Origin of the sequence: Selenomonas sp. oral taxon 136, from assembly GCF_001554015.1 — a bacterium.
GTDB lineage: Bacteria > Bacillota > Negativicutes > Selenomonadales > Selenomonadaceae > Centipeda > Centipeda felix.
Map to the genome: position 1 here is coordinate 1,473,737 of NZ_CP014239.1, position 26,688 is coordinate 1,500,424.

General features: G+C 54.4%; 24 protein-coding genes. 23 read left to right on the plus strand and 1 reads right to left on the minus strand.

The annotated features are described in order from the left end of the window. Nucleotides 1–14: 14 nt before the first annotated feature. From AXE86_RS07095 to AXE86_RS13320, 22 genes are all read left to right on the plus strand, one after another. Nucleotides 15–905 carry a dihydrodipicolinate synthase family protein gene (locus AXE86_RS07095; RefSeq protein ID WP_061945909.1) on the plus strand — a complete coding sequence of 297 codons (891 nt, stop codon included), beginning with the start codon at nucleotides 15–17 and terminating at the stop codon, nucleotides 903–905. A gap of 108 nt (nucleotides 906–1,013) precedes the next feature. Further along, nucleotides 1,014–1,862: a MurR/RpiR family transcriptional regulator gene (locus tag AXE86_RS07100; RefSeq protein ID WP_061945918.1), complete on the plus strand. Its 849-nt coding sequence runs from the start codon at nucleotides 1,014–1,016 to the stop codon at nucleotides 1,860–1,862. 32 nt (nucleotides 1,863–1,894) lie between these two features. Continuing rightward, a complete protein-coding gene (locus AXE86_RS07105) occupies nucleotides 1,895–3,112 on the plus strand; it encodes an AAA family ATPase (protein ID WP_061945920.1) in 1,218 nt (405 codons plus the stop codon). A 27-nt stretch (nucleotides 3,113–3,139) separates the two neighbouring features. Continuing rightward, nucleotides 3,140–3,781 carry a DUF4276 family protein gene (locus tag AXE86_RS07110; RefSeq protein WP_071884754.1) on the plus strand — a complete coding sequence of 214 codons (642 nt, stop codon included), beginning with the start codon at nucleotides 3,140–3,142 and terminating at the stop codon, nucleotides 3,779–3,781. A 40-nt stretch (nucleotides 3,782–3,821) separates the two neighbouring features. Next, nucleotides 3,822–4,907, plus strand: a complete 1,086-nt coding sequence (gene rfbG, locus AXE86_RS07115) for a CDP-glucose 4,6-dehydratase (protein WP_061945924.1) — start codon at nucleotides 3,822–3,824, stop codon at nucleotides 4,905–4,907. Nucleotides 4,908–5,063: 156 nt separating this feature from the next. Beyond that, nucleotides 5,064–6,860: a thiamine pyrophosphate-binding protein gene (locus tag AXE86_RS07120; RefSeq protein ID WP_071884709.1), complete on the plus strand. Its 1,797-nt coding sequence runs from the start codon at nucleotides 5,064–5,066 to the stop codon at nucleotides 6,858–6,860. Then, a complete protein-coding gene (locus AXE86_RS07125) occupies nucleotides 6,857–7,864 on the plus strand; it encodes an NAD-dependent 4,6-dehydratase LegB (RefSeq protein ID WP_061945927.1) in 1,008 nt (335 codons plus the stop codon). Before AXE86_RS07120 ends, AXE86_RS07125 begins: the two co-directional genes overlap by 4 nt. A 9-nt stretch (nucleotides 7,865–7,873) precedes the next feature. Then, nucleotides 7,874–9,109, plus strand: coding sequence for a LegC family aminotransferase (locus tag AXE86_RS07130; RefSeq protein WP_083501173.1), 1,236 nt, complete (start codon nucleotides 7,874–7,876; stop codon nucleotides 9,107–9,109). Further along, entirely contained in the window at nucleotides 9,099–10,277 is a 1,179-nt protein-coding gene (neuC, locus tag AXE86_RS07135; protein ID WP_061945931.1) for a UDP-N-acetylglucosamine 2-epimerase, read from the plus strand. Before AXE86_RS07130 ends, neuC begins: the two co-directional genes overlap by 11 nt. A 24-nt stretch (nucleotides 10,278–10,301) precedes the next feature. Continuing rightward, nucleotides 10,302–11,390 (plus strand): N-acetylneuraminate synthase, encoded by a 1,089-nt coding sequence (gene neuB, locus AXE86_RS07140; RefSeq protein ID WP_061945933.1) that lies wholly within the window; start codon nucleotides 10,302–10,304, stop codon nucleotides 11,388–11,390. Then, nucleotides 11,387–12,055 carry an acetyltransferase gene (locus AXE86_RS07145; protein WP_061945935.1) on the plus strand — a complete coding sequence of 223 codons (669 nt, stop codon included), beginning with the start codon at nucleotides 11,387–11,389 and terminating at the stop codon, nucleotides 12,053–12,055. The genes neuB and AXE86_RS07145 overlap by 4 nt, the downstream gene beginning before the upstream one ends. Then, complete coding sequence (locus AXE86_RS07150) at nucleotides 12,042–12,740, plus strand: acylneuraminate cytidylyltransferase family protein (RefSeq protein WP_232294862.1); 699 nt, start codon at nucleotides 12,042–12,044, stop codon at nucleotides 12,738–12,740. Before AXE86_RS07145 ends, AXE86_RS07150 begins: the two co-directional genes overlap by 14 nt. Beyond that, the gene (locus AXE86_RS07155; protein WP_061945939.1) at nucleotides 12,737–14,116 is read left to right on the plus strand and encodes a hypothetical protein; all 1,380 of its coding nucleotides are present in this window, start codon (nucleotides 12,737–12,739) and stop codon (nucleotides 14,114–14,116) included. Before AXE86_RS07150 ends, AXE86_RS07155 begins: the two co-directional genes overlap by 4 nt. Nucleotide 14,117: 1 nt before the next feature. Next, nucleotides 14,118–14,918 (plus strand): class I SAM-dependent methyltransferase, encoded by an 801-nt coding sequence (locus AXE86_RS07160; protein WP_061945941.1) that lies wholly within the window; start codon nucleotides 14,118–14,120, stop codon nucleotides 14,916–14,918. After that, nucleotides 14,915–16,072 carry a hypothetical protein gene (locus tag AXE86_RS07165; RefSeq protein WP_061945943.1) on the plus strand — a complete coding sequence of 386 codons (1,158 nt, stop codon included), beginning with the start codon at nucleotides 14,915–14,917 and terminating at the stop codon, nucleotides 16,070–16,072. Before AXE86_RS07160 ends, AXE86_RS07165 begins: the two co-directional genes overlap by 4 nt. Before the next feature lie 21 nt (nucleotides 16,073–16,093). Then, complete coding sequence (locus AXE86_RS07170) at nucleotides 16,094–17,134, plus strand: nucleotidyltransferase family protein (protein WP_061945945.1); 1,041 nt, start codon at nucleotides 16,094–16,096, stop codon at nucleotides 17,132–17,134. A 200-nt stretch (nucleotides 17,135–17,334) separates the two neighbouring features. Further along, complete coding sequence (locus AXE86_RS12760) at nucleotides 17,335–18,816, plus strand: hypothetical protein (RefSeq protein WP_157064432.1); 1,482 nt, start codon at nucleotides 17,335–17,337, stop codon at nucleotides 18,814–18,816. Continuing rightward, nucleotides 18,816–20,567, plus strand: a complete 1,752-nt coding sequence (locus AXE86_RS07180; protein ID WP_061945948.1) for an SAM-dependent methyltransferase — start codon at nucleotides 18,816–18,818, stop codon at nucleotides 20,565–20,567. Before AXE86_RS12760 ends, AXE86_RS07180 begins: the two co-directional genes overlap by 1 nt. 84 nt (nucleotides 20,568–20,651) lie before the next feature. Continuing rightward, nucleotides 20,652–21,536, plus strand: a complete 885-nt coding sequence (locus AXE86_RS07185) for an NAD-dependent epimerase/dehydratase family protein (protein ID WP_061945950.1) — start codon at nucleotides 20,652–20,654, stop codon at nucleotides 21,534–21,536. Between the two features lie 36 nt (nucleotides 21,537–21,572). Beyond that, nucleotides 21,573–22,901 (plus strand): lipopolysaccharide biosynthesis protein RfbH, encoded by a 1,329-nt coding sequence (gene rfbH, locus AXE86_RS07190; protein ID WP_061945952.1) that lies wholly within the window; start codon nucleotides 21,573–21,575, stop codon nucleotides 22,899–22,901. Nucleotides 22,902–22,931: 30 nt separating this feature from the next. Beyond that, nucleotides 22,932–23,993, plus strand: coding sequence for a glycosyltransferase (locus AXE86_RS13315; protein WP_232294863.1), 1,062 nt, complete (start codon nucleotides 22,932–22,934; stop codon nucleotides 23,991–23,993). Continuing rightward, complete coding sequence (locus AXE86_RS13320) at nucleotides 23,903–24,760, plus strand: hypothetical protein (RefSeq protein ID WP_232294864.1); 858 nt, start codon at nucleotides 23,903–23,905, stop codon at nucleotides 24,758–24,760. Before AXE86_RS13315 ends, AXE86_RS13320 begins: the two co-directional genes overlap by 91 nt. An 18-nt stretch (nucleotides 24,761–24,778) precedes the next feature. Here AXE86_RS13320 and AXE86_RS07200 read toward each other — a convergent pair whose 3' ends face one another. After that, entirely contained in the window at nucleotides 24,779–25,912 is a 1,134-nt protein-coding gene (locus tag AXE86_RS07200; protein ID WP_061945954.1) for a YibE/F family protein, read from the minus strand. Between the two features lie 544 nt (nucleotides 25,913–26,456). Here AXE86_RS07200 and AXE86_RS07205 point away from each other — a divergent pair. Then, nucleotides 26,457–26,657, plus strand: a complete 201-nt coding sequence (locus AXE86_RS07205) for a 50S ribosomal protein L9 (RefSeq protein ID WP_050341801.1) — start codon at nucleotides 26,457–26,459, stop codon at nucleotides 26,655–26,657. The last annotated feature ends 31 nt before the right edge of the window (nucleotides 26,658–26,688 follow it).

A 26,688-nucleotide genomic window follows, 5' to 3' on the forward strand; every position in this document is an offset into this window, starting at 1 on the left:
AAACGGAGGATATAATGTTTAAGGGAGTCAATTCACCCGTCATTACGATCATGAAGGACGACGGCAGCATCGATTATGCCAATATGGAGCGGCACATCAATCATCTCGTTGAAGCAGGGCTGAACGGGCTGCTCTTCCTCGGCAGTCTGGGGGAGTTTTATGCGCTCAGTGATGCTGAAAAGCGAGCGCTGATCGATTTTTCCGTGCGGACGACTGCGGGGCGGACGCAGGTGGTGATTGGTGTCGGACATACAGAGGAAGCAGAGACCGTTCGCCTCGCTGACTACGCTGCTAGAGCCGGGGCAGATGCGCTCAATATTGTCTCACCCTATTACTTCGGGCTGCCTGACACGGAGGCAGTCGGTTATTTCGAGCGCATGGCAAAGGCGGTCTCTTTGCCCATCATGCTCTATAATTTTCCCGCACGGACGGGGAGCGACCTCAGCCCCGCCATTATCTGTGAGATTGCACAGCGCTGTCCGACGGTCGTGGGGATCAAGGATACGGTGGATAATATCAGCCATACGCGCCGCATCTGCCAGGCGGTAAAGCCTGTGCGCACTGATTTCTCGGTGCTCTCGGGGTTTGATGAATACTATATGGTGAACCGCATCGCAGGCGGCGACGGTGTCCTATGCGGGCTGACGAACGTCGTTCCGGAGCTCTTCGTCCAGATGCACAGGGCGTATGAGAGCGGTGACTGCACCGCAGCACATGACTGTGCCAAAAAGATCGCGGGCCTGATGCGGATTTACGAGGTGACGCCACTCTTTATCACGGGGATGAAGGCGGCGGTCCGTGCTGCGGGACTGCCGATCTCGACCTATACCCGTGCACCGGGAGGTTCACTGACCAAGGAGGAGGATCAGAGGATCCGCACCATTCTCGCGGAGTGCGGTGCCTAGCGTCATCATCAGCAGTAAAGGAATACCACCTGCGAATCATCGTCGGTGGTATTCTTTTGTGCACAATTTTGCTATAATGGAACCAGCTTGTAAAAAGAGGAGGTCACCATGGCGACAGAACTTCTGCCGCTGCCGATTTTGCGCGGCAGCTATGCACATATGACGCGTACGGAAAAGCGGATCGCAGACTATGTATCCGAACATCGCAATGAGGTGATGGAGCAGACGATCTCGGAACTTGCCGCCGGGGTTGGCAGCTCGGAGATCACGATCTCGCGCTTTTGCAAAAAACTTGGCTTCAGCGGGCTGCAGAGCTTTAAGATTGCGCTTGCCGCCGAGCTAAGGCAGACGGATACGGTCTATCGGGACATCACAGGCAATGATGGGACGGAACTGATTGTACAGAAGATTTTTCGCAACATCGCCGAGGGATTGCAGGATACGCTGAAGCTTCTCGATGCGGCGGCGCTTGAACGTGCGGTTGACCAGATTTGCCGCGCCGGGCGTATCGCCGTCTATGGGTTCGGCAACTCTGCGACGGTTTGCCGGGATATAGAGACACGCTTCCTGCGGTTCGGGATGGTCGTTCAGGCATACAGCGATGCACATCAACAGGCAACGTCGGCATCGCTTCTCACCCCACATGATGTGGTGATTGCCGTTTCACATACGGGATCGACGCTCGAACTCCTTGACAGCGTACGCATCGCGCGGGCGGCGGGAGCGGTGGTCGTTGCCATCACCAGTCATGCGAATGCACCGCTGACAAAACTTTCCAACGTCGTGCTGCACGGGATGGGGCGGGAAACGCACTATAGCTCTGAGGCAATCTCCTCGCGGCTTATCCACATGGCGATTGCGGATGCTCTCTATACCGTGATTGCGATGCGTAATCCACAGGAATATCGTCGTAATTTGCAGAAGATGCGTACGGTGATTGCAAAGAAGCGGTCGTAGGGAGAGGTGTTTTCCTAAAAGGAGGTACTATCATGGGGAAAATCTTAGGGATTAAGATTCAAAATTATGGCTCCTTGCAAGATGTTCAAATGGGACGTTTGTTTAGTGACCAATCTGGGAAAGATTTGGATAACATGGTCGCAATTATTGGGGCAAGTGGGAATGGAAAAAGTACCTTAGCGGATGCGTTTGGTTTTATTTCGGACTGTCTTTCCACCGATGTTGAATCCGCCTGTGATGCAAGTCATCGTGGTGGTTATGATCAGCTGATATCACAGGGGGCAGAGGGATCCATTCATTTTGAAATTTATTATCGTGAGACGTCAAATGCGCGTCCGATTACCTACGAATTAACGATCAGTAAAGATGAGAGAGATCGTCCTTTTGTTGCAGAGGAGCGACTCCGGCAACGCAACAAAACACATGGACGACCGCTGTCTTTCCTTTATCTTATCAGCGGGAAAGGCTATGCGTTTGAAGGGACAGAAGGCGGGCAGGAAGACGGCGGGCAGGTACATGGTGAAAAGAAGGAAGTAGAGATGGCTGATTCCAGGAAACTGGGCATCGTTACATTGGGGGCGATGAAGCAGTATTCCAGAATCGAGAAGTTCTTGCTCTTTTTAAGAAGCTGGTATCTTTGCTATTTTACGCCCGATGCGGCGAGAGGTATTCAATCTGCTGCACCGACGCAGTATTTGGATCGTACAGGCAGTAATTTGAATAATGTGGCACAGTATATGTTTCGAGACAACCCAAAAGCTTTTCGGAAGGTTTTGGATGAGATACAGACCAAAATTCCAAATATCGAAAAAATTGAGCCGGCAAAAATGTCGAATGGACAGATGGTTTTGGAGTTCTTGCAGAAAGGCTTTACAGAACCGTTCTTTTCCCCACGGATGTCTGATGGGACGCTGAAACTCTTTGCGTATTATCTCCTGTTGAACGAGAAGACGCCACGTCAACTGGTTTTTGTTGAGGAACCCGAAAATGGCCTCTATCACAAATACTTAGCGCGTCTTGCAATTGAGATGAAAAAAAGTGCAGGGACAGGTTACATCAAGCAACTATTTGTTACAACGCACAGCCCTTTTTTTGTAAATGCTCTGGCGCCAAAACAAGTTTGGGTTCTGGAGAAAGAGCCGGATGGATTTTCTACCATTAAGAGAGCTTCTGATTATGACGCTGTGAGGGAATTGGCGGAAGAAGGCGTGCCTTTGGGAGACCTGTGGTACAGTGACTACTTTGGGTGAGGGGGCGCGGAAGTGCACATTCAATTTATGATAGAGGATCGCTCAAGTGCGGTTCTGATTGACCTTCTCATGGAGAAATTGCAAGGGACATTTCCAGCGTTTACATGGAATATAAAGTCTTTTCGAGGAATCGGCGGATTTACGAAGAAGAATACGATAAAGGAGACGAAGACCGGAAAGCTGTTGAATGATTTGGCAACCTATCTGAGTGCGTTTGACAAGCAGCTTCAAGGAATTGCTGCAGCAGTTTTTATCGTTGTTGATAATGACACACGGGAAACGGCTGATTTTCGCAGGGAGCTGGAGCAAGTTGCACAGAATAAGCGTATTTCGATAGACCATGTTTTTTGCATTGCTGTGGAAGAGGCTGAGGCGTGGCTGTTGGGAGACCGTGATGCTGTAGAGCAAGCGTACCCTTCTGCAAAATCTTCCGTTTTGAACACGTATATACAAGACGGTATTTGTGGAACATGGGAGTTGTTGGCAGATGCTGTTTATCAAGGCGGCAGCCGAAAGCTAAAAAAAGACTGTCCGACCTACATGGAAATTGGCGAAAGAAAAGCTGTTTGGGCTAAAAATATTGGTACATATATGCAGCTGAATAAAAATAAATCACCGAGCTTCCAGTATTTTATCGGCGAGCTAACCAAAAGACTGCGATCTGCATGACGGTTCGTTGTGATTGGGAGACGCGTGAGAGGAACATGAAATGGATGATCTGAGTTTTTACAAGGGCAAGCGCGTCCTCCTCACAGGGCATACGGGCTTTAAGGGAATGTGGCTCACGCTTCTGCTCCTGCGGGCGGGGGCGGAGGTGACAGGATTCTCTCTCGATGCACCGACGGAGGGCGGACAGGAGGCACTGCGCCGCCTCGGCATATTGAAAGAAATACGGGATGTGCGCGGAGATGTGCGCGACCTTGCTGCGCTCTCCCGCGCATTTCACGAGACGCGTCCCGAGGTCGTCTTTCATCTCGCGGCGCAGCCCATCGTGCGCGAGAGCTACCGTCAGCCCGTGGACACCTTTGCGGCGAATGTGATGGGCACGGTCAATGTCCTTGAATGTATCCGCACATCGGACACCGTTCGTTCTGCGCTCATTGTGACGACGGACAAGGTCTACGAAAACAAGGAGTGGGCATGGGGCTACCGCGAGAACGAGCCGCTGATGGGGTACGACCCGTATTCGGCGAGCAAGAGTTGCGCCGAGATTGCCGTCTACAGCTATCGGCAGAGCTTCCTTGCGGCGCAGGACGTGCGTGTCTCAACGGCGCGTGCGGGCAACGTGATCGGCGGCGGCGACTTCGCGCCCGACCGCATCATTCCCGACTGCATTCGCGCCGCCGTGCGCGGGCAGACCATTGACATCCGCAATCCGCATTCGACGCGCCCCTATCAGCATGTCTTAGAGCCGCTCTCCGTGTATCTGATGCTCGCGGCACGGCAGGTGAAGGATGCCGCTCTGGTCGGGGCATGGAATGTCGGCCCCGACGATGCGGACTGCGTGACGACGGGAGAGCTCGCCGATCTCTTCTGCCGGACGTGGGGCGATGGTGTACGTTGGCAGACGCATGCGGATGGCGGTCCACATGAGGCGCATTTTTTGAAACTCGACTGCTCGAAAATAAAGAGTGAACTCGGGTGGAAACCGCGCTGGCATATCGCCGAGGCCGTGGAGAAAACGGTGGAGTGGGCAAAGGCATGGGAAGCGGGCGCGGATATGCGCGTTGTGACTGAGGGGCAGCTGCACGATTTTGGCGCTGCTCCAAAACTAGTGGAAATACTATTGCACTAGTCTGCGTCCAGTTTGCCTTCTCGTTCGGACAAAAATCTGCGCCAATCTGATGGACTTCATTTTATCAGTGATTCCTAAAGTATATAGAAATACATGACGATATTATTTATTAAGATAAGGGTTGGTCGCTTTGCAGGACAGGGGGATGATAAGGATATGGGAAAACAGCGCATTGCGGACTATATCGCAGAGATTTTGGCAGCACGTGGCTTTGATACGGTTTTTACGGTTGTCGGCGGCGGTGCGATGCACCTCAATGATGCATTTGGCGCGTCGAAGCAACTGAAAGACATTCATCATCATCACGAGCAGGCAGCCGCTATGGCGGCAGAAGGCTATGCACGCGTTACAGGAAAGCCCGCGATCGTATGTGTAACAAGCGGTCCTGGCGGAACGAATGCCATCACGGGGGTATTGGGGGCATATCAGGACAGTGTGCCCATGCTCGTTATTTCGGGACAGGTGCGTTATCCCATCACAGTCGAGGCCTCCGGTCTTCGCCTCCGTCACTTCGGCGAGCAGGAGCATGACATCGTGCGAACGGTGCGCCCGTTGACGAAGCATGCGGAGATGGTGCGGCGTCCTGAGGATATTCTCTATGCGCTGGAAAAAGCATTGTACATCATGGAGGAGGGCAGGAAAGGCCCTGTCTGGCTGGATATTCCTCTGGATGTGCAGGGGGCGGAAATTGAGGTGGGAAACCTTCGTCACTTCACGCCGCCCAAGCCTCTGAGACAAGATCATTTGGCATTGGCAGAACTCGTATTGACAAAGCTTCGGACGGCGAAAGCACCGCTGCTTCTCGCGGGTTCATCCATCCGCCTGTCGGATTCATATGCGTCCTTTTGCCGTGTCGTACAGGCACTCGGCATCCCCGTTCTTGCGACGACGTGCACGGCAGATCTCTTCGAGACGGCACACCCCCTGTACTTTGGAAATTTTGGCATACTGGGCGGCCGTGCGGGGAATTTCCTCGTACAGAATGCGGATGTGATCGTCTCCCTCGGCTGCCGCTTTGCCCTGAATCAAATCGGTTTTCGACATGAGGCATTTGCGCCGCAGGGATATAAGATAGCGATTGATATTGATGAGGAGGAGCTCAAGAAGGAAACCATGCGCCCGGATCTTCCGATTCATGCAGATCTGAAGGCGTTTCTCCCCGCCATGGAAGCCTGTCTGGCAGATAAGCCTATGCCGGAAAAAAGGGCGTGGATGTCCTATGCAAGGCGTTTGCGCGATGCCTTTCCCGTCTTGGCGCAGGCAGCGGACAGAACGGGCGTAAATCCCTACCTTCTTGCGGATCGTCTGATGTCGCTGCTCCCTGCGGATGGTATCGTCGTCGTTGGAAGCAACCTCGGCGGCGAAATGGCGATTGAGACGGGCATACGCAAGGATGGACAGCGGCTTTTCTGCAATAAGAACTGCGGCAGCATGGGCTACGGGCTTCCCGCAGCAATCGGAGCGGCGGTGGCGTCGGGTAGAACCGTGTTTTCCTTGGACGGCGATGGCAGCATACAGATGAATTTGCAGGAACTGCAGACCATCGTATGCAATCGACTCCCGGTCAAGATTCTCGTCTACAACAATGGCGGCTATGGCAGCATTGTGCGCACGCAGCGGGGCTTTTTCGATGGCCGACTCACGGGCTGCACAAAGGAATCCGGTCTGGATTGTCCGGATTTTTCCAAAATCGCGTCTGCCTTTGGAATCCCGTACTTTGCCATTCGGGAAAACGGAGAGACGGATGCTGTCCTTTCGGCGCTGCTGGAACAGGATGGCTATGCGTTCTGCGAAATCTTTGAAGATCCGGAGCAGGGGCTTGCCTTTAAGACAACCTCGAAGAGGCTTTCGGATGGATCGATTGTCTCTGCGCCGATTGATGAGTTGGCACCGCCCCTGCCGCCCGAGGAATTTGAAAGATACCGTCTTTTCCGAGAGGAGGAAGAGTTGTGAGCAAGTTTCAAAAGGTCTTGGTCACGGGTGCGGATGGCTTTATCGGATCGCATCTCGCTGAAACCCTGATTCGCAGAGGGAACAGCGTCAAGGCTTTCGTTCAGTACAATTCGTTTAACTCCTGTGGCTGGCTCGATACACTGGATGCGGATGTCGTTCGCGCAATGGAAATCTTCTCGGGAGACGTGCGTGATCCATATGGGGTAAAGACTGCAATGCAGGGGTGTGATGTGGTTTATCATCTCGCGGCGCTCATTGCCATCCCCTATTCGTATCATTCGCCCGATACCTACATTGATACGAACGTCAAAGGGACGCTGAATATCATGCAGGCCGCGCGAGAGCTTGGCGTGGCTAAAATTGTGCAGACCTCCACAAGCGAGGTGTACGGAACGGCGCAGTTCGTTCCGATCACGGAGGAGCACCCGCTCCATGGACAGTCGCCCTATGCAGCGAGCAAGATTGGTGCAGACCAGCTTGCCATGTCCTTTCATTATTCCTTTGGCACGCCTGTTGCAGTCATCCGCCCCTTTAACACCTATGGCCCCCGGCAGTCTGCGCGTGCCGTCATTCCGACGATCATCACACAGATTGCAAACGGCAGGAGGAATCTGCATCTGGGCGCTGTCTCTCCGACACGTGATTTCAACTATGTGGAGGATACGGTGGACGGCTTCATTGCAGTTGGTGAGCAGGACGCTTCCGTCGGAGAGGTCATCAACATCGGGAGTAATTTTGAGATTTCCATTGAGGCAACGGTTCAGCTCATCGCGGACATCATGCAGGCAGATGTGACGATCACGACGGCCGAAGAACGGCTTCGTCCCACGGGGAGCGAGGTAGAGCGCCTTTGGGCAGACAATAGGAAGGCGCGGGAGCTTCTTGGCTGGTCGCCGCATTACGCCGGGCGCGATGGATTCCAACGGGGGCTGGAAAAGACAATCGCGTGGTTCACGGACGAACGAAACCTTCGGAAGTATAAAGCAGACCAATACAATATCTGAGGAGAGAGCATGGAAATGAAAGATTCATCCGATGTGCAGGCGATTGTTGCAGAGATAAGGGACGCAGTACGGAAAAGCGTCGCGCCGCCGTATGCATCGGAGACCGTGCCGCTCGCCCTGCATGAGCCGTGTCTGCAGGGCAACGAGAATGCCTATGTGAAAGAGTGCATCGACACGGGCTGGGTATCCTCTGCGGGTAAGTTCGTTGACCGTTTTGAACAGGAGCTTGCCGACTACACGGGCGTGAAGCGTGCTGTCGCTGTTTCCAATGGGACGGCGGCACTTCACATCGCGCTCCTTCTCGCAGGGGTGGAGGCGGGAGACGAGGTGCTTGTGCCGGCACTGACCTTTGTCGCGACGGCGAATGCTGTCTCCTATCTGGGTGCATCCCCACACTTCGTTGACAGTGAAGATGTGTCTCTCGGAATGGATGCGGAAACACTGGATCGGTACCTCTCTTCGACAGTGATGTTAAGGGATGGACACGCCTTCAACAAATCGACGGGACGCAGGATATCGGTCCTCCTTCCCATGCACACCTTTGGGCATCCCGTCAATCTTGATGCGCTGACTGCAGTTGCAGAGAAATATCATCTCACGCTCGTAGAGGACGCAGCGGAATCCATCGGCTCTTTCTACAAGGGACGCCATACAGGCTGTGTTGGCAAGCTCGCCGCCCTGAGTTTTAATGGCAATAAGACCATCACAACGGGGGGCGGCGGTGCCCTGCTAACAAATGATGATGCTCTGGGGCGGCTTGCCAAGCATCTGACAACGCAGGCGAAGCTGCCTCATGCGTGGGTGTTCATGCATGATTACATCGGCTACAACTATCGCATGCCGAACATCAATGCCGCCCTAGGCTGCGCGCAGCTTGAGGAACTGGACGGCTTTTTGTGTGCGCAGAGAGTGCTGGCGGATCGCTATGAGAGTGCCTTTGCGCCAATCGATGGGATTCGTTTTGTCAAAGAGCCGCCATATACCAGAAGCAATTACTGGCTTCAGGCGATATGCCTTGAGGGCGCAGATTTCGAGATGCGCGATGCGGTCATCTCCGGCCTTCACGCAGCAAATATTTTTGTGCGGCCTGCATGGCGGCTTCTCTACAAGCTGCCGATGTTCGAAAGTGCCCCACGGATGGATTGTGCGACAGCGGAGCGCCTCGAAGCATCCCTCATCAACTTGCCGAGCAGCGTCCGACTGGGGCAGACAGCCTCTGAAACGAGGGAAAAGAATGAGCCGTAACATCTGCGTTGTCACAGGGACACGGGCAGAGTACGGACTCCTGCGCCCCCTTCTTACGGTTCTGGCAAGCGATGCGGGTGTTTCTCTTCAGCTTGTCGTGACAGGTGCGCATCTATCACCGGAATTTGGCAGGACGGAAGAGGAGATTCGGGCGGATGGATTCGCCTTTGAGCGTCTGGAGATGCTCCTTTCGAGCGATACGCCCGTCGGCATGGCGAAATCGACGGGGCTTGCCGTAATCGGCTTCGCTGATCTCTTTTCCCGCCTCGCTCCCGATATCGTCGTCGTCTTAGGCGATCGCTACGAGATCTTGGCGGCAGCTCAGGCGGCTATGCTCATGCGGATCGGACTCGCACACATCCATGGAGGGGAGATTACCGAGGGCGCCGTCGATGATTCCATACGTCATGCCGTGACGAAGATGGCAAACCTTCACTTCGTCAGCGAGGAGGAGCATAGACGGCGCGTCCTGCAGATGGGCGAAGAGCCGCATCGCGTGCATCTCGTCGGTGCGCTCGGCTGGGATGCCATTCTTGGCACGGAAATTCTTTCTTTGTCTGCTTTGGGGAGTTCGCTCACATTTCCGCTACAAAAGGGCTTTTTCCTCTTTACCTATCATCCGGAGACGAGAGGTGAGGAGGGGGGCGCATCCTCTTTAGAGGACATCCTCGCTGCCCTCGATGCCTTTCCTGCGCATCAGGTGCTCATGACGAAGGCGAACAGCGATGCCGGCGGCAGGGCAATCAATCGACGGTTGGAACAATATGCCGAGGAACATCCGGAGCGCTGCGTGCTCTGCGCGTCCTTGGGAACGCTGCGATACCTGTCCGCAATGCGTGCGTGTGCGCTTATGATCGGGAACTCTTCCAGCGCACTGCTCGAGGCACCGCTCTTTGGTGTTCCTGCGGTCAATATCGGAAACAGGCAGAAGGGGCGTCATCACTACGGGAATGTCATTGATGTCGGGACGGCTCGAACAGATATTGAGCGGGGCATCTGTGAGGCACTCTCGCCGCGCTTTCAGGAGACGTGCAGGGATGCTGTCATCCCCCTCGCTGACGGGAATGTTGCAGAGCGCATTGCACATGTCTTGAAGAACGTACCCCTAGAGGATTTATGTCGGAAAAGATTTCATGATTTACAGGGATTGGGACTTTTACCGTCGTAGGGCTGAGTGAGGATAGACAGCCATATGGAAAAATTTTTGGGAAATCATGTGTATATCATTGCCGAAGCCGGCGTGAATCACAACGGATCGCTGCAAACGGCAATGGAGCTTGTGCGTGTCGCAAAGGACGCCGGCGCAGATGCCGTGAAGTTCCAGACCTTTCGGGCGGAAAGCCTTGTTACATCGGATGTGGAAAAGGCACGGTATCAAAAGGCGGCAATGCCATCGGACACCCCTGCGCAGCTTGCCATGTTGAAGCAGTTGGAACTTCCGCCGGAAGCCTTCATTGAGCTGTCGGACTACGCGAAGAGCCTTTCCATCGACTTCCTGTCCACACCGTTTGACGAAGTGAGTCTTTCGTTTCTTACAGAGAAAACGGATATGCCATATCTGAAGATTCCGTCCGGAGAGATTACGAATGCCCCGTTTCTTCTGGCATGCGCGCGAACGAAGATGCCGATCCTCCTGTCCACGGGGATGAGCTTTATGGGGGAGGTGGAGATGGCGCTCGCCGTACTTGCCTATGGATATACAGCAGAGGGAGAGCCTGCGTCTCTTGAGGATTTCTGCCGCGCCTATGCGTCTGCCGAGGGGCAGCGCGTTCTCTCTGAGAAACTGTGCCTGCTCCATTGTACGACGGAATATCCCGCGCCCGTCGATGAGGTCAATCTGTCTGCAATGGATCGGCTGAGAGCCGCATTCTCACTCTGCGTCGGCTACTCAGATCACACGGAGGGTATCGCCGTGCCGATTGCAGCAGCTGCACGGGGGGCTGTGGTCATAGAGAAGCATTTCACGCTGGATCGGGCTCAGGAAGGCCCCGATCACAAGGCCTCTCTGGAACCCTTGGAGCTGTCCGCTATGGTCGAGGGCGTGCGCAGAGCGCACCGTGCCATAGGCTCCATGGTAAAGGCACCTACGACGTCGGAGTGGGACAATCGCTGTATTGCACGCAAGAGTCTTGTTGCCGCGCATGATATTGAGAAAGGAGATGTGTTCACGGGAGACTGCATCACAGCGAAGCGTGCAGGTGCGGGGCGGTCTCCTCTTTCTTATTGGGAGCTTCTGGGAGCGCGTGCAGCGACCGACTATCGAAAGGATGAGCCCTTATGAATCCTTCGAAAGATATGCCTGTCATCCTGCTTGGTTCCGGCGGACACGCAAAAGTTGTCCTCGACCTGCTTTTGGAGACGGGCTTCACCGTCCGAGGGATTACGACCTCGGATCCCGCAGTGCTCCGTGCATCTCTTTGGCGCGGGATTCCCGTTCTGGGAGACGACGAAGTCCTCGCATCATATCCCCCGGAGACCTATGCCCTTGCCAACGGCATCGGCTCTGCCAGAATACCGACGGTGAGAATGCAAATCTATCAGCGCATGAAGGCAAAGGGGTATTTCTTCCCGCCGCTCATTGCACGAAGCGCCATTGTAAAGACGAGCACAGTAATCGGTGAGGGGGCGCAGATTCACGCCGGTGCCGTCGTGCAGACAGATGCCGTTGTGGGGGAAAACGCCGTTGTCAATACACGTACTGTCGTCGAGCATGAGTGTGTCATCGGACCGCATAGTCACGTTGCCACAGGGGCAATTCTCTGCGGTCAGGTGACGCTCGGAGCTTGCGTGCACATTGGTGCAGGGGCGACGGTACGCCAATGTACGACGATTGGGGAAAATGTCTGCGTTGGTGCGGGCGCGGTCGTCACTGCCGCTATTGACGCATCGGGGACCTATTACGGCGTGCCCGCGCGGAAGAATGGAGAATTTCATGAGCAGGTCTAAACTCCTTGCTGTCCTTCCGGCGAGAGGCGGGTCGAAGGGAATACCAAAAAAGAACATCCGCCTTCTTGGCGGGAAGCCTCTCATAGCATATACGATTGAGGCGGCAAAGGGCGTTTCTGCCATCGATCGTCTGATTGTCTCCACAGATGATGCAGAGATTGCAGAGGTCGCAAGAGAATACGGGGCGGATGTACCCTTTCTCCGCCCGAAGGAGCTTGCCGGCGATGCCGCTCCGGTATCGGGTGCAATCCTGCATCTCCTGAGCACTTTTCCGGCGTATGATTCGGTTCTTCTCCTGCAGCCGACAAGTCCCTTTCGGCAGAAAGAGGACATCGAGGGATTCCTTTCGTTCACAAAGAAGAGTGCAGCGAAAGTATGTGTGAGCGTTACCGAAGTGGAGCACAGTCCCTATTGGATGTATACAGTGGAAGCGGAAGACCGCCTCAAGCCCATCCTTCCACTGCCTACTGAGGCAATGTATCAAAGGCAGAAACTGCCGTCTTGCTATCGTCTGAATGGCGCACTCTACTACGCACAGACAGCATACTATAAAGAGCACAAGACATTTTTGACGGAGGACACCCTTGGCTATACGATGGATCGAAGACGCAGTCTCGATATCGATACGGAGGAGGATCTCGTCATGGCGGAGTGGATTCTGGCAAATAGGAGGGAAGAGGCGTGAAAAAAGGCATTGTATACGTTCTGCATTGCATCGATACGGAAGGCCCTCTCTATGAATCCCTCCCCGCGACCTTTGAGAGGATTGCCTATCTGACGGGGGTGCAGCTTCCGCCGACGGCGGAAAACCTGCGGAAGATCCAAAAAAAGGAGATTGCGCTGAACGGCTTCGAGGAGGTCGCAAGCCGTGCGTTCTCCCCCCATATTCTTGGCTATAACAAGCATTGGGGCGAAGTCGATGCGATGCTTGAGCGCATCATGGACAGGAACTACCGCATGCGCCACAGGGACAGCTTTGGCGGCGGCTGGGTGTATAACTGGTTCCTCCTCGACTGGGTTGGATTTACCGTAAATCCTCGATGCAGAGACATTGGATACCATAATATCTACGATCACTATCGGGATTTCTATGCCTCACATGGCACTGTTCCGGAGGAGTGGGGGGATGAGTTTCACTGGCATGCACACCCTATGAGCGTTTATCGGGAGGCGCATAAGTGTGCGACATCCTTCTTGAACTCGCCGCATATTTTCGAGAGCCTTGCAAGGCGTCTGATTGACCGCAAGGACTTTCCGCGCTGTTTCCGCGCAGGATTTCATACGGAGCGTCCGGACAGCCATTGGTTTTTGGAACAGTTCATTCCTTATGATTTCTCGAATCAGGCGATGCTGCTGACGGAAGAAGATGTGAAGCAAAAGGATCTTGCGAACGGGCGGTTCGGAGACTGGCGTCGGGCTCCCGCCAACTGGGACTGGTATCATCCGTCACATGAGGACTATCAGAAGCGGGGACAGTGCAACCGCGTCATATTCCGCTGCCTCAATGTCGGGACGCGTCTGCGCCTTTTGACGCAGAACGAGGTAGACAGGGCGTTCCAACGTGCAGATCACGGGGAAGATACGGTGCTGGCGTTTACCGATCACGACTTCCGCAACCTTGGTACGGGGGTGGAGGAGGTCTATGGCTATTTGCAGAAAGCGCGAGAAAGCTATCCCGATGTCCTATGGAAGAACGCGGGCGCATATGAGGCGGCACGTACGGTGCTCAAGGAGACGAGAGTGCCTGTAGGACTGAGAGCAGAACTTTTCTCTGAGGGCGGCATGCACGGTCTCTCTGTCTCCTGCGATGAGAAGAGCTTTGGTCCGCAGCCCTTCCTTGCACTGAAGCTGTCTACGGGACGCTATCTCATGGACAATCTCGACGTTCAGGAGCCGAGAAGACGTTGGTCGTATATCTTTGATGAGCACAGCGTACCGCTCTCCGATATCGAGAAGATTGGCGTTGCGACGAACTCCTCCTGTGGCAGCGGTGCGCTGATCGTCATAGATGTGAAGCAGAGCGGCATACAGGGCGCAGCCTCTGTGGAGAGGACGTGGTGATATGGATCGCAAGGACTATTGGAATCAGACCTATGTAGACTACTACAAGGCGCGCGTGAAGGAATCGAACATTGAGAAACAGGACGCTTCGAAGCTTGTAGAGGGCGATGTCAAAGTCGCAGATGACCATGTGGCGGAGGTTTTCTTTGATCAAGTGGCGTATGCGCCCGGTATGAAGCTTCTGGATTTTGGATGCAGCTGGGGCAGATTTTCCCCTTTTTTCCGCAAAAAGGGCGTGGACTATTATGGCATTGATATCTCTGAGCAGATGATTGCTTCTGCCTTGGAGGACTATCCCGATCTGGAGGAGAGACTCTTTGTGGCGGAAGGAGAGAATATGCCGTTCTCCTACGGATTTTTTGACCGCATCATCTGCTATGGTACGTTTGATGCCTGTTATCAGGAGAGTGCGCTCGCTGAGATGCTCAGGGTTCTCAAGAAGGGGGGCTGCGTCCTCATTTCTGGAAAGAACGACAACTACTTTGACGATGATGACAAGGCGCTCTTAGCCGAGCACAATGCAAGGGAGAAGGGGCATCCGAACTACTTCACAAATGTTCCCGCGATGCAGGAGGCACTTGTGCGCAGTCATGTTTCTGTTCCCTACGCTGAGTATTTCCTCCGCCGCGGTGACATGGGAAAGCTCGCGTTCTCCCGCGTCATGCCGGAGCAATTCTATGAGTATCGCCTTGTGCTCGAAAAAGAGGGGGATGAGGAAAACTATGCATTTCCCTCCTTTTCTGATGCCTATTCTGCCACCTATCGACGCATTGCACATACGGGGGAGGCAAGATTTGCGTGAGAAAAGAAGCGTTTGAGACTGCAGACGGAAAAGTATGCTGTATTGTGGACGGCATCACCGTTTCCGTGCTCCTATCCATTCTCTTCCAAGGGCGAAAAATTGACTGCTGCATCATGGAGGAGCGCGCGCGCCCCTTCTTCTCCACTGCATCGATTGGAGAGCGGCTCGTCATAGCCCTCATCCTCTCCGAACTTTGCATTGAAACCGTATATGTGGAAAAATGCGATGATGTCAGTCTCGTGGACACGGGAACGGACGAAGGGATGGCTCTCTTGACGAAGAATGCAGCGCGGGCGAGGGAGCTGTGGGAAAAATTTCCGCAGGAGCAGCTGGAACAGATGCATTTCTACGGTGCACCGACATCGACCCTGATGCAATTCCTGCCCATACGAGAGGAGCACATCCATCATCTCGATTCCGGGACAGAAGGGCTTTTCCGTATGCAGGCTGCACGCGGAAAGGATCTTCCATTTTCCTTGGAGGAGACAGCGGCGTCCGCACTGCAAAAGATCCTGCCGAAGCACAATTACCCGAACCGCAATCTCATGGGGCAGGGCTATACGCTTGCAAGTCTGACAGGGGATTTCTATACCCATGTGGACTATCGTGCCTTTCAGAACCGAAAGATGGCAGCGTTGTTCCATGAGAGCAGGGAGAAGGCAAGGCGCATCGGGAAAAAAATTGTCCTCATGTTGCCCGCATCGCAGTTGGAGTATGACATCCTGCAGGCAACCTATCAGGGGGAGCAGAGGACGATTGATTTTTTGGCTGTGTACGAAAAGCTGCTGGCTGCCGTGAATCCTGCCGAGGAGGCTGTGCTCATAAAGCTCCATCCCATATCGTATCTGAAGGGGGCTGGGCAGGTGCAGGAAGTTCTGGAAAGCGTACGTGCCGTCTGCACGAAGCTGTCCATTGCATCGTATTCGGTCGAGGAGTTCTTCGGAGACAGCATTGCAAAAACGATACCTGTGGAGCTTTTTTGCCGCTATTTATCCGTGTCCGCACTCCTCATGATGGGCTCGACGGCAGGGCTCAATGTCGCCATCCCCGACGGGGATGTGCGTTGCTGTAGCTATACGGAGCTTCCCGGGTACGAAGAGGAGTACATGGGCATCTACAAAGAGCTCAATCCGCGCATCGTACATATCAAATAGGATGAGAAAAGGGGGAAGAGGATGGAAATTTGGCAGAGATGCTTGATCGATGTGACGGAAAAATGCCGTAAAGCCGTCGAGGTCGTGGATGCGACTGCGGCACGTATTGCGCTGGTCGTCGAGGACGGATGCCTTGTCGGCGTGGTGACGGACTTTGACATCCGAAAAGCGCTTCTGTGCGGCATTCCTTTGGAGCAGCCGGTCAGAGAGATGATGAACTGCCATCCCACGGTGATGCAGGAAGAGAGTACGGAGAGCGATATCCTGCAGACGATGAAGTGGGAGAATCGAAAGCAGATTCCAATCGTAGATGCCAAGGGGCGGGTAAAGGATCTTCGACTTTTTAAGGATATGATTGCAGAGAGCGGGCCGCGCTTCTCTCTTCCTGTCCTTTTGATGGCAGGGGGGCTTGGTATGCGGCTGCGTCCCTTGACGGACAACTGCCCCAAGCCTCTCCTTAAGGTCGGCGAAAAGCCGATATTGGAAATCATATTGGAGAACTTCATCGAGGGCGGGGCGCGGGAGTTCTATATCTCTGTCAACTATAAGGCGGAGATGATACGGGACTATTTCGGCAATGGACAGAACTACGGGGTATCCATCACGTATATCGAGGAGACCACCCGCCTCGGTACAGCCGGCGCCCTCGGACTTCTCCCCAAGACGATTGACAGCCCCATTCTGGTGATGAATGGGGATCTCCTGACAAAGGTGGACTTCCATCAGCTCGCCTCCTTCCACAGGATACAGAGAGCTGATGCGACGATGTGCGTCCGCGAGTCCTGCTATCAAATCCCCTATGGCGTAGTGAAGTCCAAGGATTTCATTATGGAGGATATTCAGGAAAAACCGATGCGGATGGACTTTGTCAACGCCGGCATATACGTTCTGTCACCTGAGGTCGTAAAGCATGTGAAGGAAAATGAGCATCTCGACATGACAGATCTCTTCCTGCAGTTGCTGAAGGAGAAGAAGCGTGCCCTCGTCTTTCCCATCCGCGAGTACTGGCTTGATGTCGGGCGCATGGAGGATTTCAATCGCGCCAAGGAGGAGTTTTTCTAGGGAATCGCTGATAAAATGAAGTCCGTCAGATTGGCGTAGATTTTTTCGTCCGATTGAGGAGGAAAACCGGACGCAGAGTGGTGCTCTGTGGAGGATTTGCCGACAAAAAGCGGGCAAAAAAGATACGTCAAGATGGCGGCGCTGAATTTATCAGTGCTTCCCTAGGATTGTTCGGCGGTGACGATTGAAAGGCGGTGTGCATGAACGAGAGAGCTTCTTCATTTTCCTTGGATGACCGTGTTCCAGTCGTGCTCTATGGGGGCGGCATGCGCGGCAGACAATTCTTTCACAGGCTGCATGCGAGAGGCGTGCCCGTTCTTGCGTTTTTCGATGCCAATGCAGCCGAGGGGGCGCGTTTCTTTGACCGTCCTGTCTATGCGCCCCAAGCAATCCCTACGCATGAGCTCGGGACGCTGCGTTCAGCGCTCGTCATTATCACACTGCAGAATGCCGGAATTCACGAAGAAGTCGCAGGGCTGTTGGTGCGTCAAGGCTTTACCAAGCTCCTCTATCTCCCATTGACAGGAGATCGCTTTCACGACGAGGCGGATGCCCTCCTCCTGCGAGAGACCTATCTCGCCTATACGGGCGAGCATGGCATCCGTGGAATGTGTACCGTGCTCCCTCTGACAGAAGTGCGTCCCGTGGAGTATACGGAGCATCTCATTCTGGAGGAAAGCGGTGACTTCATGATTGCGGCGCTTCCCTTGGATCTGCTCGCAACGGATGGCCGCAATCATGCTGCCGAGAGCTACGTGCATTCGCCCGTTTTACGCCTGTTTTCCTTTTTCTCTACGGGTATGGGCGATCTTACAACGATAGAGGAGAGCTTTCATGCACATGAAGAGGAATTTGGCTATCTGCTCCAAAAGAGCTTTTGCGAATATGTGAACGACCGGCAGAACCTTTACAGCAGGTTCACGGCGGCGCTCGGTGATGGCATGAAATTTTTTCAGACCTCGCCGGCCTATGGCGTTTGGCGTGACGGCTATTTCGCGATTGAGGACGGCAATCATCGAACTGCATTTCTCTATGAAAAGAACCTCTTTTTTGCACCCGTTCGCGTGACGAGAGACGACTGTCAGAGATGGCGCAATCGAACGGTCGCAGACCGCATCATTCGAGAGCTTCCGGATGAAACGGCAGCGCGCATCTTCTTCTGGCATCCGTACGCCAATAAGAGCCTCATTCCCGCCATGCAGGCAGATCGCATCCTGCTCCGCTTCCTGCTAATCTTGGAGCGGCGACTCTACGATAAAGAAAGTGAATGCCTTTTGTATCGTCTGCCGAAAACGCGTGGATTTGCTGTCTTCTTTGGCTTCCCACCTGTTTCCTATCCGATGCTTGCGCTTTCGATGGAGGGATACAACGTTCTCGCATATTTTGAAGAGAAACAGGATGCGCGCGCGGCAGAGATGTTTTTCTCGCTCTATTATCAAGACATTGCAGTGATGCAAAAAAAGGAACTGCCGTGCATGCCAAAACTCCTTGTTGTCACGTGGGACTGCTTCCACGCGCATGCGCAAGGGTCTGCTCCTTTTCGCTGTCATATCCTCGTTCTCGTGGATATCCCGGAGGGGCAGGGGCCGCCAACATGGCTGTTGGAGAAGAAGGAGATTCTTCGAAAAGATTGCATCAGGGCGAATGGGCACTATTATATCAAAGCTTGGGAGATGAATTAATGGCTACAATCAATCGTAAATTTTATCATGGAGAAAAAGGGCTCGAGTACAAGGATTCGTTAGAAGAGCACATGCTTGCCATCCTGAAGGAGCACCCCGATGACCTCGAAGAGTATCTGTCGATCGGTGAAGAGCGCTTTATCATCGGTGATATGTCACGCCTTCGCGAAAATCTTCTCTCATGGTATCCCTTCAAAAAGAATGCCTCCTGTCTCGAAATCGGTGCAGGTGTCGGTGCACTCACGGGATTCCTTGCAGGGCGGATGAACTCCGTGACATCCATCGAGATGACGGAGTCCCGTGCGAACGTGATTGCTGCGCGCAACCGGGAGCGGGACAATGTCGAAATCGTCCTTGCGAATCTCGATGATGTGGAGTTCGACGAGCCGTTTGACTATGTTGTCGTCGTCGGGGTCATGGAGTATGCACGCCGCTTCATTCAGGCGGAGCACGCTTCGGTTCGCTTTATGGAAAAGGCAAAATCCTTTCTGAAGAAGGATGGCATCATCCTCCTTGCCATCGAAAACCGCCTCGGTCTGAGGTATTTCGCCGGTGCCGGGGAAGAGCATACCAAGCGCCAATTTTTGGGGTTGAACTCCTACGACACATACGATTATGTGCGTACATTCAGCCGATCCGAGTTGGAGAGCATACTTGACCGTTCGGGATTTTCCGATTGGTCGTTCTTCTACCCGTTCCCCGACTATGGAATGCCGTCAGAGATTCACTCCGATGCCTCTCTGGAACTGCTGCCCTATGCACATAAGCACTACAACCCAACGCTCCAGCGCTATCGCTTCTTCGATGAGACGCGGCTGTTCCGCACCTTCCAGAAGGAGGGAATTGCGGCAAATTTTGCTCATCATTTCCTTGTCGAGATTTTCAACGGCAAGCCGTCTGCCCATTACATTCTTTACGCGCACGCACCTCTTGAAAGTGGGGAAAAGGATTTCCTTGTCACATCCTTGGTAAAAAGAGATGGGAAGCTCTTCCTTGAAAAGCGGGAGGTCTATAAAAACGGGAAAGTGCATCAGCTCTACGAGGCGTATCAAAAGCTCATCGAACGGGGGAAATACGCCCTTCGATACAATCCTCTGTCACTGGAGACCGATGCGCACGGGGATGCTGTTCTCGTTCAGTCCTACAGCGAGGGGAAGACACTCAGAGAAGAACTGCTTGAGGCAATGGATCGCGTTTTAGAGTGCAACGATGACCATCTGCCCGCACGCATTGCGGCTTGCCTTGACATCTTTTCCGCGCTTGCCCATATGTGGAGAACGAACGCGGTGCAATGCGGGAACTATGGCAATGAAGAATTTGTTTCCCTGTTTGGAAAGAGTGAGACACCGCCGCTTGCTTGCGCGGAGGGCAGCGCGCTTGCTCTTTCTGCCGGAGATTTTCAAAAGAGCGGCGACGGCAGCTACACTGTCGTTGGGTACGAACACATCGCCCTGTGTGCCGTCCCCGTCGATTTCCTTCTCTATGATTTTATCACGACGTGGTATAAGGAGACGGTCGAGGGGTATCATAATGCCGAGAAACTCATTGCGCCGGAGGCAATTCTGAAGGCTGCTGACATCTCTGAGGAGCATATCGAACTCTACAAGGCTTGGCAGAATCATCTCTATGCAGGGCTGCATTCCAATCACGTGATGGAGCACATGGCGTGCCCCGTGTATGAGCCCGCATTCCTCCATGTGGACGATGTGAAAGCATATGCCGCAGATTCTGCGAGCACATTGCTTGTCTAAAAAGGCGGTTCGGAATGGAACAGAGACAGGTGAGGGAGCTCCTTGATCTCGCAATTGAGGGTGCTGTACAGTGGAGGCCATATCTTGAAAAAATACATCATCACAGGCGCAGCGGGCTTCCTTGGCATGAATCTCGTGGAGCGGCTTCTGCGGGAAGAGAACGTGCATATCTATGCCGTTGTGCGTCCGAATTCGCCGCATAACGCGCGTCTTATCGAGTCGGAGCGGCTGACTCTTGTTCCTGCCGATTTGTCTGAATACGGACATCTGGACGAACGTATTGCAGAGCCGTGCGATGCGTTCTTTCACCTTGCGTGGCAGGGCGGTCGCTATGATTTCGTGGCGCAGTATGGGAATGTCGCGGATACACTGGCGGCGCTCGAGGCGGCTGTGCGGCTCGGATGCCGCCGCTTCATTGCCACGGGGTCGCAGGCGGAGTACGGACCGAAGACGGCACTCATCACAGAGGAGACCTGTCCGCACCCCACAGATGCCTACGGCGCGGCAAAGCTCGCCGCGTGCGCACTCTCGCGTCAGCGTGCCGCTGATCTCGGGATCGAATGGATCTGGGGACGCGTGTTCAGTCTCTATGGGAGATATGAGCAGGAGGGGCGGATGCTGCCCGCACTTGTGAACTCCCTGCGTTTGGAACAGCCCTTTGCACTTTCTTCCTCGGGCGCACAGAATTGGGACTATCTCTATGCGGCGGATGGGGCGGATGCTCTCGCTGCGCTCGCTGAAAAGGGGCGTGCAGGTGAGATCTACAACATCGCACACGGCGGCTATCGTTCCCTATGTGATTTTATTGAGGAGGCGCGCGCAGTGTTCAATTCGCGTGCGCACGTGTCCTATGGGGGCGAGGCCGGTGCATTTTCCCTACAAGCCTCTGTGGAGAAGCTACAGCGGGATACGGGATGGATGCCATCGACGCCATTTTCGGATGGGATACGTGTGGGATATGCTCTTTGAGCGGTAATTTGTATTTGTGTAAGGGAGAGCAAGCGAATGACTGAGCAGGAAATGCGTGGGGAGATTCTTGCGTTGGTACGGGCGTATGCTGAGAAATATCATGCACCGAAGGAGGGCTTTGCGCCGGGGGATCGGCTTCCGTATGCGGCACGGGTCTATGATCACGAGGAGATGGAGAACCTTGTAGAGAGTGCGCTTGAGTTCTGGCTGACGGCAGGGCACTATACGGAGGAGTTCGAGCGCGGTCTTGCGGCATTCTTGGGTGTGAAGCACTGCTCACTCGTCAACTCGGGCTCATCGGCGAATCTTCTCGCCTTTATGGCACTCACCTCGCCGCTCCTCGGGGAGCGGGCTGTGCGGCGCGGCGATGAGGTCATCACGGTCGCGGCGGGATTTCCGACGACGGTTGCGCCGATCATCCTGTACGGAGCTGTTCCCGTCTTTGTGGATGTGACACTGCCGACGTACAATGTCGATGTCAGTCTTCTTGAGGGAGCACGCTCAGAGCGGACAAAGGCGGTGATGATCGCACATACGCTTGGCAATCCGTTCGATCTGGCGGCGGTGAAGGCGTTTTGTGACGCGCACAATCTGTGGCTCGTCGAGGACAACTGCGACGCGCTCGGATCGCAATACACGCTGCATGGGACGGAGCACTATACGGGCACGATCGGCGATATTGGCACGTCGAGCTTCTATCCGCCGCATCATATGACGATGGGCGAGGGTGGCGCAGTCTATACGAATAATGCCCTGCTGCACCGCATTGTGCGCTCCCTGCGTGACTGGGGGCGTGACTGCATCTGCGCGTCAGGGCAGGACAATTTCTGTGGACATCGCTTTGACCGGCAGGACGGGGAACTGCCGCTCGGCTACGATCATAAGTATGTCTATTCGCATTTCGGCTACAATCTGAAGGCGACGGATCTACAGGCGGCGGTCGGCGTCGCGCAGCTTAGGAAACTGCCGTCCTTTGTGGAGCGGCGGCGGCACAATTTTGCGCGTCTGCGCGCGGCGCTTGCGGATATGGAGGAGTTCTTCATCCTGCCGGAGGCGACGGAGCACGCGCATTCGAGCTGGTTCGGCTTTCTCCTGACTTGCCGCAAAGGGATCGACCGCACGAAGATTGTGCGCTATATCGAGGAGCACGGCATTCAGACGCGCATGCTCTTCGCGGGCAATCTGACGAAGCATCCCTGCTTTGATGAGATGCGGCGTTCGGGTGAGGGCTATCGCATTGCGGGCACGCTTGATGTGACCGACCGCATTATGAACGACACGTTCTGGCTCGGGGTCTACCCGGGGCTGACGGATGAGAAGATCGACTATATGGCGCAGACGGTAAAGGACGCTGTGCGCGGATAGCAGACAAAGGACTTTGGGAAAGGCAATGATATGAAACAGGAAGAGATGCGTTCGCTGTTGGATGTTTCCGTTGAGGCAGTGGAATACGTGCAGGGCGTGCTGGCTCGTGGAGAAGAGGATTCTGCTATTGCGGAAATTATGGATCATCTGCGTCGGATTGCAGAGGCGCTCGAAGCTGAATATTCCGGTGCCACAGGGCTTTTGCAAAAAGTGTATCTATATGCGCGCAATATTCAGGCGTCTATAGATGAGCTTCGGTGTGATCCGAGCTTGTTTACACGGATTTTTTCATTGGAGATCCGCCCCTTCGTCCTCGAGATGAATCGGCTCTGGCGCCTTGATGCCGATGTCCTTTCGGATGCGAGGCAATGGAGGGCGCATCAACAGGAACTGATGCAGTCGATGACCGCATTGCACCAAGCACCACGCAAGAACTATCCGTATGAGGTGTCGATCATACTGCTCGCCTATAATAAATTGGAGTATACAAAAGCTGCCGTTGAGAGCCTCTTTGCCCATACGGATTTTTCGGATGGACGGGTCGAGCTCATCACGATCAACAACGGCTCGGATGATGGTACGCGGGAATATTTCGAGCGTCTGCCTCATACGAAGAAGGTGAACCTCAAATACAATGTCCTTGCCATCAATGCGCATCAATATATTGTCGAAGGCAGGTACGTTGTCGGATTCTCAAATGACATTATTGCAACGCCGCATTGGCTCGACCATCTGCTTGTGGCGATGGAATCGGACGCGCGTATTGCCTGTGCTGTTCCGACCTGCAACGAGGGCGGGATATCAAATAACCAGGGGATTCCCGTTCCCTACCCGAATACGTTTGAGGGTGTTGAACGTATGCAGGCATTTGCTGCCGCACATAATCATCTGAATCCTGCGCTTTGGGAGGATCGGTGTCTCCTGATGCCATTCCTTTCGATTATACGGACCGATATCTGTCGGATGGGGGGATCGATCCCATCTATACACGTGCAGAATTTGTGGATGACGATCTGTCTACCCTCCTGCGCCGTACAGGCTGGCGGCAGCTGCTTCTCAAGGATACCTTTATGCACCATTTTGGCGGCGTAACACTCGGCGAGGGACGCCGCAAGGCGGTGGGAAATGCACTCGATGAGATGCGACGTGTCTATTATGAGAAATGGGGCGTGGATGCATGGGATTCACGGGGCTCTTTTATCGCCGTAGAGGATGTGTGGAAGTGGCATGCTTTTCGTGCTGGTGAACACGTGCTGATATTGGAGCCGCGTTTTGGCGATTTTGCCTGTGGTCTGGTCAATGAATATCGGCGCAGCGGATTTGCACCGCATATGACGGCGGCGGTCTTTGATGAGCGCTATCTGCCGGATACGGACTATCTCTTTGATGTGACAGTGACGGCGGAAGGGATTGAAGATGTTGCTGCGGAGGGGGGGCGGTATGATGTAATCTCTGCGGGCTGTTATCTGGACGAGCTCCCTCTTAAGGATGTGATCGCTGATCTGGAGCACCTTTATTCGCTTCTTGCAGAGGACGGAATGCTGCTCCTGCCCGTGCGGAATCCTGGCAGTGCCTATGAACTGGATCATGTCATGAACAAAGGGATGCGGGATGTGTACGGCCTCGAGAACGAAGTAAAGAGCTATCGCAGCTTTTCTTATCGGCATCTCTTGCGTGCGCTCTATGCACATCCTTACCTGCATCGTTATCAAGTTCATTCCATCATGTTCCGTGAGGACGAGCCCCTTGTGGAGCGTATGAAGCCGCTCCTTCGGAGCGATGAGGATGTGCCGTCGGATCTGGAAGTCAGCCTTTCGATACGTATGTTTTTTCTTGGTATTTTCAAAGAAAATGCATAGCTGTACATCGGGCGGAGGTCAGTCCTCCGCTCTTTTTTTGCGCCGCGGGCGGATGGTGATGAGGAAGGCGGTGGTGTAGGCGGTGATGGGGATGGCACAGAGGAGGCCGATACTGCCGACGAGGGAGCGGACGATCTCGGTGGCGATCATGTTGAGATTCAGGACGTGGCGGAGCGGGAGATCGGGCTGCGCGGAGATGAGGAGGATGAGCGGGAGCGCACCGCCAATGTAGGCGAGGACGAGGGTGTTCGCCATGGTGCCCATGACGTCGCGGCCGACGCTCATGCCCGAGGAGACGAGAGCGTCGAATTTCGTCTTGGGGGCGAGTTGTTTCATCTCGTATTGAGCGGAGGCGATGGAGACGGCAACGTCCATGACGGCACCGAGCGCACCGAGGACGATGCCCGCAAAGAGCAGCTCGCGGAAGTCCACCGCCTGCAGGTAGAGTGCCTTGAGCATGCCTGCCTGTTCCTCGGCGATGCCTGTGAGGTAGGTGCCGTGGATGGCGATGACGGCGAGGATGCCCGCGACGAGGATGCCGCCGATGGTGCCGATGATGGCGCCCGCCGCCTTGACATTTCGCCCGCTGACGATGAGCTGGGTAGCGAGGGTGATGATGCTGCCGATGAGGAGCGTCCAGAGGATGATGTGCGAGGGGGCGTAGAGGATGAAGGAGATGAGCCCCTTCGCGATGAGGAGGACGGCGAAGAGGAGGACGAGGAGTGCCTTTGCACCCGTTATGCCGCCGAAGCAGATGAGGAGGGCGGCAAAGAGGGTGAGAAGGAGGAGCATGGCGGGGAGGCGGTCGTAGTCGACGATGGCATAGCTCTCACCTGTTGGGCGGACGAGGATGTGCTCCCCCTCGTCCGGGTGGATGTCAAAGGCGGGATTGTTGAAGGTGTGGTGGAGGATGGTCTCCTCCGTCCCCGCTGCAGGACCTGAGTCTAGGCGGATGCGCACCTCATAGGCGGCGCTGTCAGGCGCAAAGGAGGTTGTGCCGCCCGCCGCATTCTCCACGTGGAGGATTTCTGCCTTATAGGTCGGCGGGTCACCGTCCTCGCCCGCCGGGAGATGGGTGAGGACGGCATAGAGGAGGACGAGGGAGAGCACTGCGATGAGGAGGCGGGGCAGACGGCGAGGATAATGTTTCATGACGAACTCCTTTGAATTGTTACAGTATTTAGGAAGCACTGATAAATTCGGCACAACCATCTTGACGCATCTTTTTCGCCCGCTTTTCGTTAGCAAATCCTCCACATAGCCCTCGCTATGCGTCCGGTTTGCTGCCTCAATCGGACAAAAAATCTACGCCAATATGGCAGACCTCATTTTATCAGTGCTTCCTTTACACATATTATGGCACGAAGAAAAAGTGATTTCAATAGTTATTCCTGATTATGTAAGACCTATTGACAGATACATCATTCTCACATATACTGAGAACAACAAGATGATTCCAGAGAGGATGACGGTTCTGTCATACCTCACGGCGCAGGAATTATCATCGTCTCACGGAGGAATCCATCAAGGCTGCCAGTGGGCGGTCTTTCTTTATTCGGATTCATTTCCGTATGGATTCGTGAGATGCTTGCCCTATGGCGGGACAAGGCGCCAAGGAGGATAAAGGAGCTTTCGACGGGCTGCAGAGGAGGTCTCGGCAGACGCGGGAAAGCGATATGGAAAAGGAGGAGACACGATGTTCTCGAAGACGGATTTTTGGATTGGCCTTGCAGTTGGTGCTGTTGCCGGTATCTTTGGCTATCGTTTCATGCAGGAGCGCACGCAGCAGCTGGCGGCACTCGAGGCCGGCACGGCGGATCTCTCGCTCGCTGAGCTCCAGCGTCAGAAGGAGGAGCTCGAGGATCTGATCGCGGCACAGGCTGCATCGGAGAAGTAAGTTTTCCACGCCACGGGGGCTGCTGCGCATC

Excerpts from the sequence above, each read along its gene's own strand:
- AXE86_RS07095 (WP_061945909.1), top strand. The coding sequence starts at position 15 with ATGTTTAAGGGAGTCAATTCACCCGTCATTACGATCATGAAGGACGAC.
- AXE86_RS07100 (WP_061945918.1), top strand. The coding sequence starts at position 1,014 with ATGGCGACAGAACTTCTGCCGCTGCCGATTTTGCGCGGCAGCTATGCA.
- AXE86_RS07105 (WP_061945920.1), top strand. The coding sequence starts at position 1,895 with ATGGGGAAAATCTTAGGGATTAAGATTCAAAATTATGGCTCCTTGCAA.
- AXE86_RS07110 (WP_071884754.1), top strand. The coding sequence starts at position 3,140 with ATGATAGAGGATCGCTCAAGTGCGGTTCTGATTGACCTTCTCATGGAG.
- rfbG (WP_061945924.1), top strand. The coding sequence starts at position 3,822 with ATGGATGATCTGAGTTTTTACAAGGGCAAGCGCGTCCTCCTCACAGGG.
- AXE86_RS07120 (WP_071884709.1), top strand. The coding sequence starts at position 5,064 with ATGGGAAAACAGCGCATTGCGGACTATATCGCAGAGATTTTGGCAGCA.
- AXE86_RS07130 (WP_083501173.1), top strand. The coding sequence starts at position 7,874 with ATGGAAATGAAAGATTCATCCGATGTGCAGGCGATTGTTGCAGAGATA.
- neuC (WP_061945931.1), top strand. The coding sequence starts at position 9,099 with ATGAGCCGTAACATCTGCGTTGTCACAGGGACACGGGCAGAGTACGGA.
- neuB (WP_061945933.1), top strand. The coding sequence starts at position 10,302 with ATGGAAAAATTTTTGGGAAATCATGTGTATATCATTGCCGAAGCCGGC.
- AXE86_RS07145 (WP_061945935.1), top strand. The coding sequence starts at position 11,387 with ATGAATCCTTCGAAAGATATGCCTGTCATCCTGCTTGGTTCCGGCGGA.
- AXE86_RS07150 (WP_232294862.1), top strand. The coding sequence starts at position 12,042 with ATGAGCAGGTCTAAACTCCTTGCTGTCCTTCCGGCGAGAGGCGGGTCG.
- AXE86_RS07160 (WP_061945941.1), top strand. The coding sequence starts at position 14,118 with ATGGATCGCAAGGACTATTGGAATCAGACCTATGTAGACTACTACAAG.
- AXE86_RS07170 (WP_061945945.1), top strand. The coding sequence starts at position 16,094 with ATGGAAATTTGGCAGAGATGCTTGATCGATGTGACGGAAAAATGCCGT.
- AXE86_RS12760 (WP_157064432.1), top strand. The coding sequence starts at position 17,335 with ATGAACGAGAGAGCTTCTTCATTTTCCTTGGATGACCGTGTTCCAGTC.
- AXE86_RS07180 (WP_061945948.1), top strand. The coding sequence starts at position 18,816 with ATGGCTACAATCAATCGTAAATTTTATCATGGAGAAAAAGGGCTCGAG.
- rfbH (WP_061945952.1), top strand. The coding sequence starts at position 21,573 with ATGACTGAGCAGGAAATGCGTGGGGAGATTCTTGCGTTGGTACGGGCG.
- AXE86_RS13315 (WP_232294863.1), top strand. The coding sequence starts at position 22,932 with ATGAAACAGGAAGAGATGCGTTCGCTGTTGGATGTTTCCGTTGAGGCA.
- AXE86_RS07200 (WP_061945954.1), bottom strand. The coding sequence starts at position 25,912 with ATGAAACATTATCCTCGCCGTCTGCCCCGCCTCCTCATCGCAGTGCTC.
- AXE86_RS07205 (WP_050341801.1), top strand. The coding sequence starts at position 26,457 with ATGTTCTCGAAGACGGATTTTTGGATTGGCCTTGCAGTTGGTGCTGTT.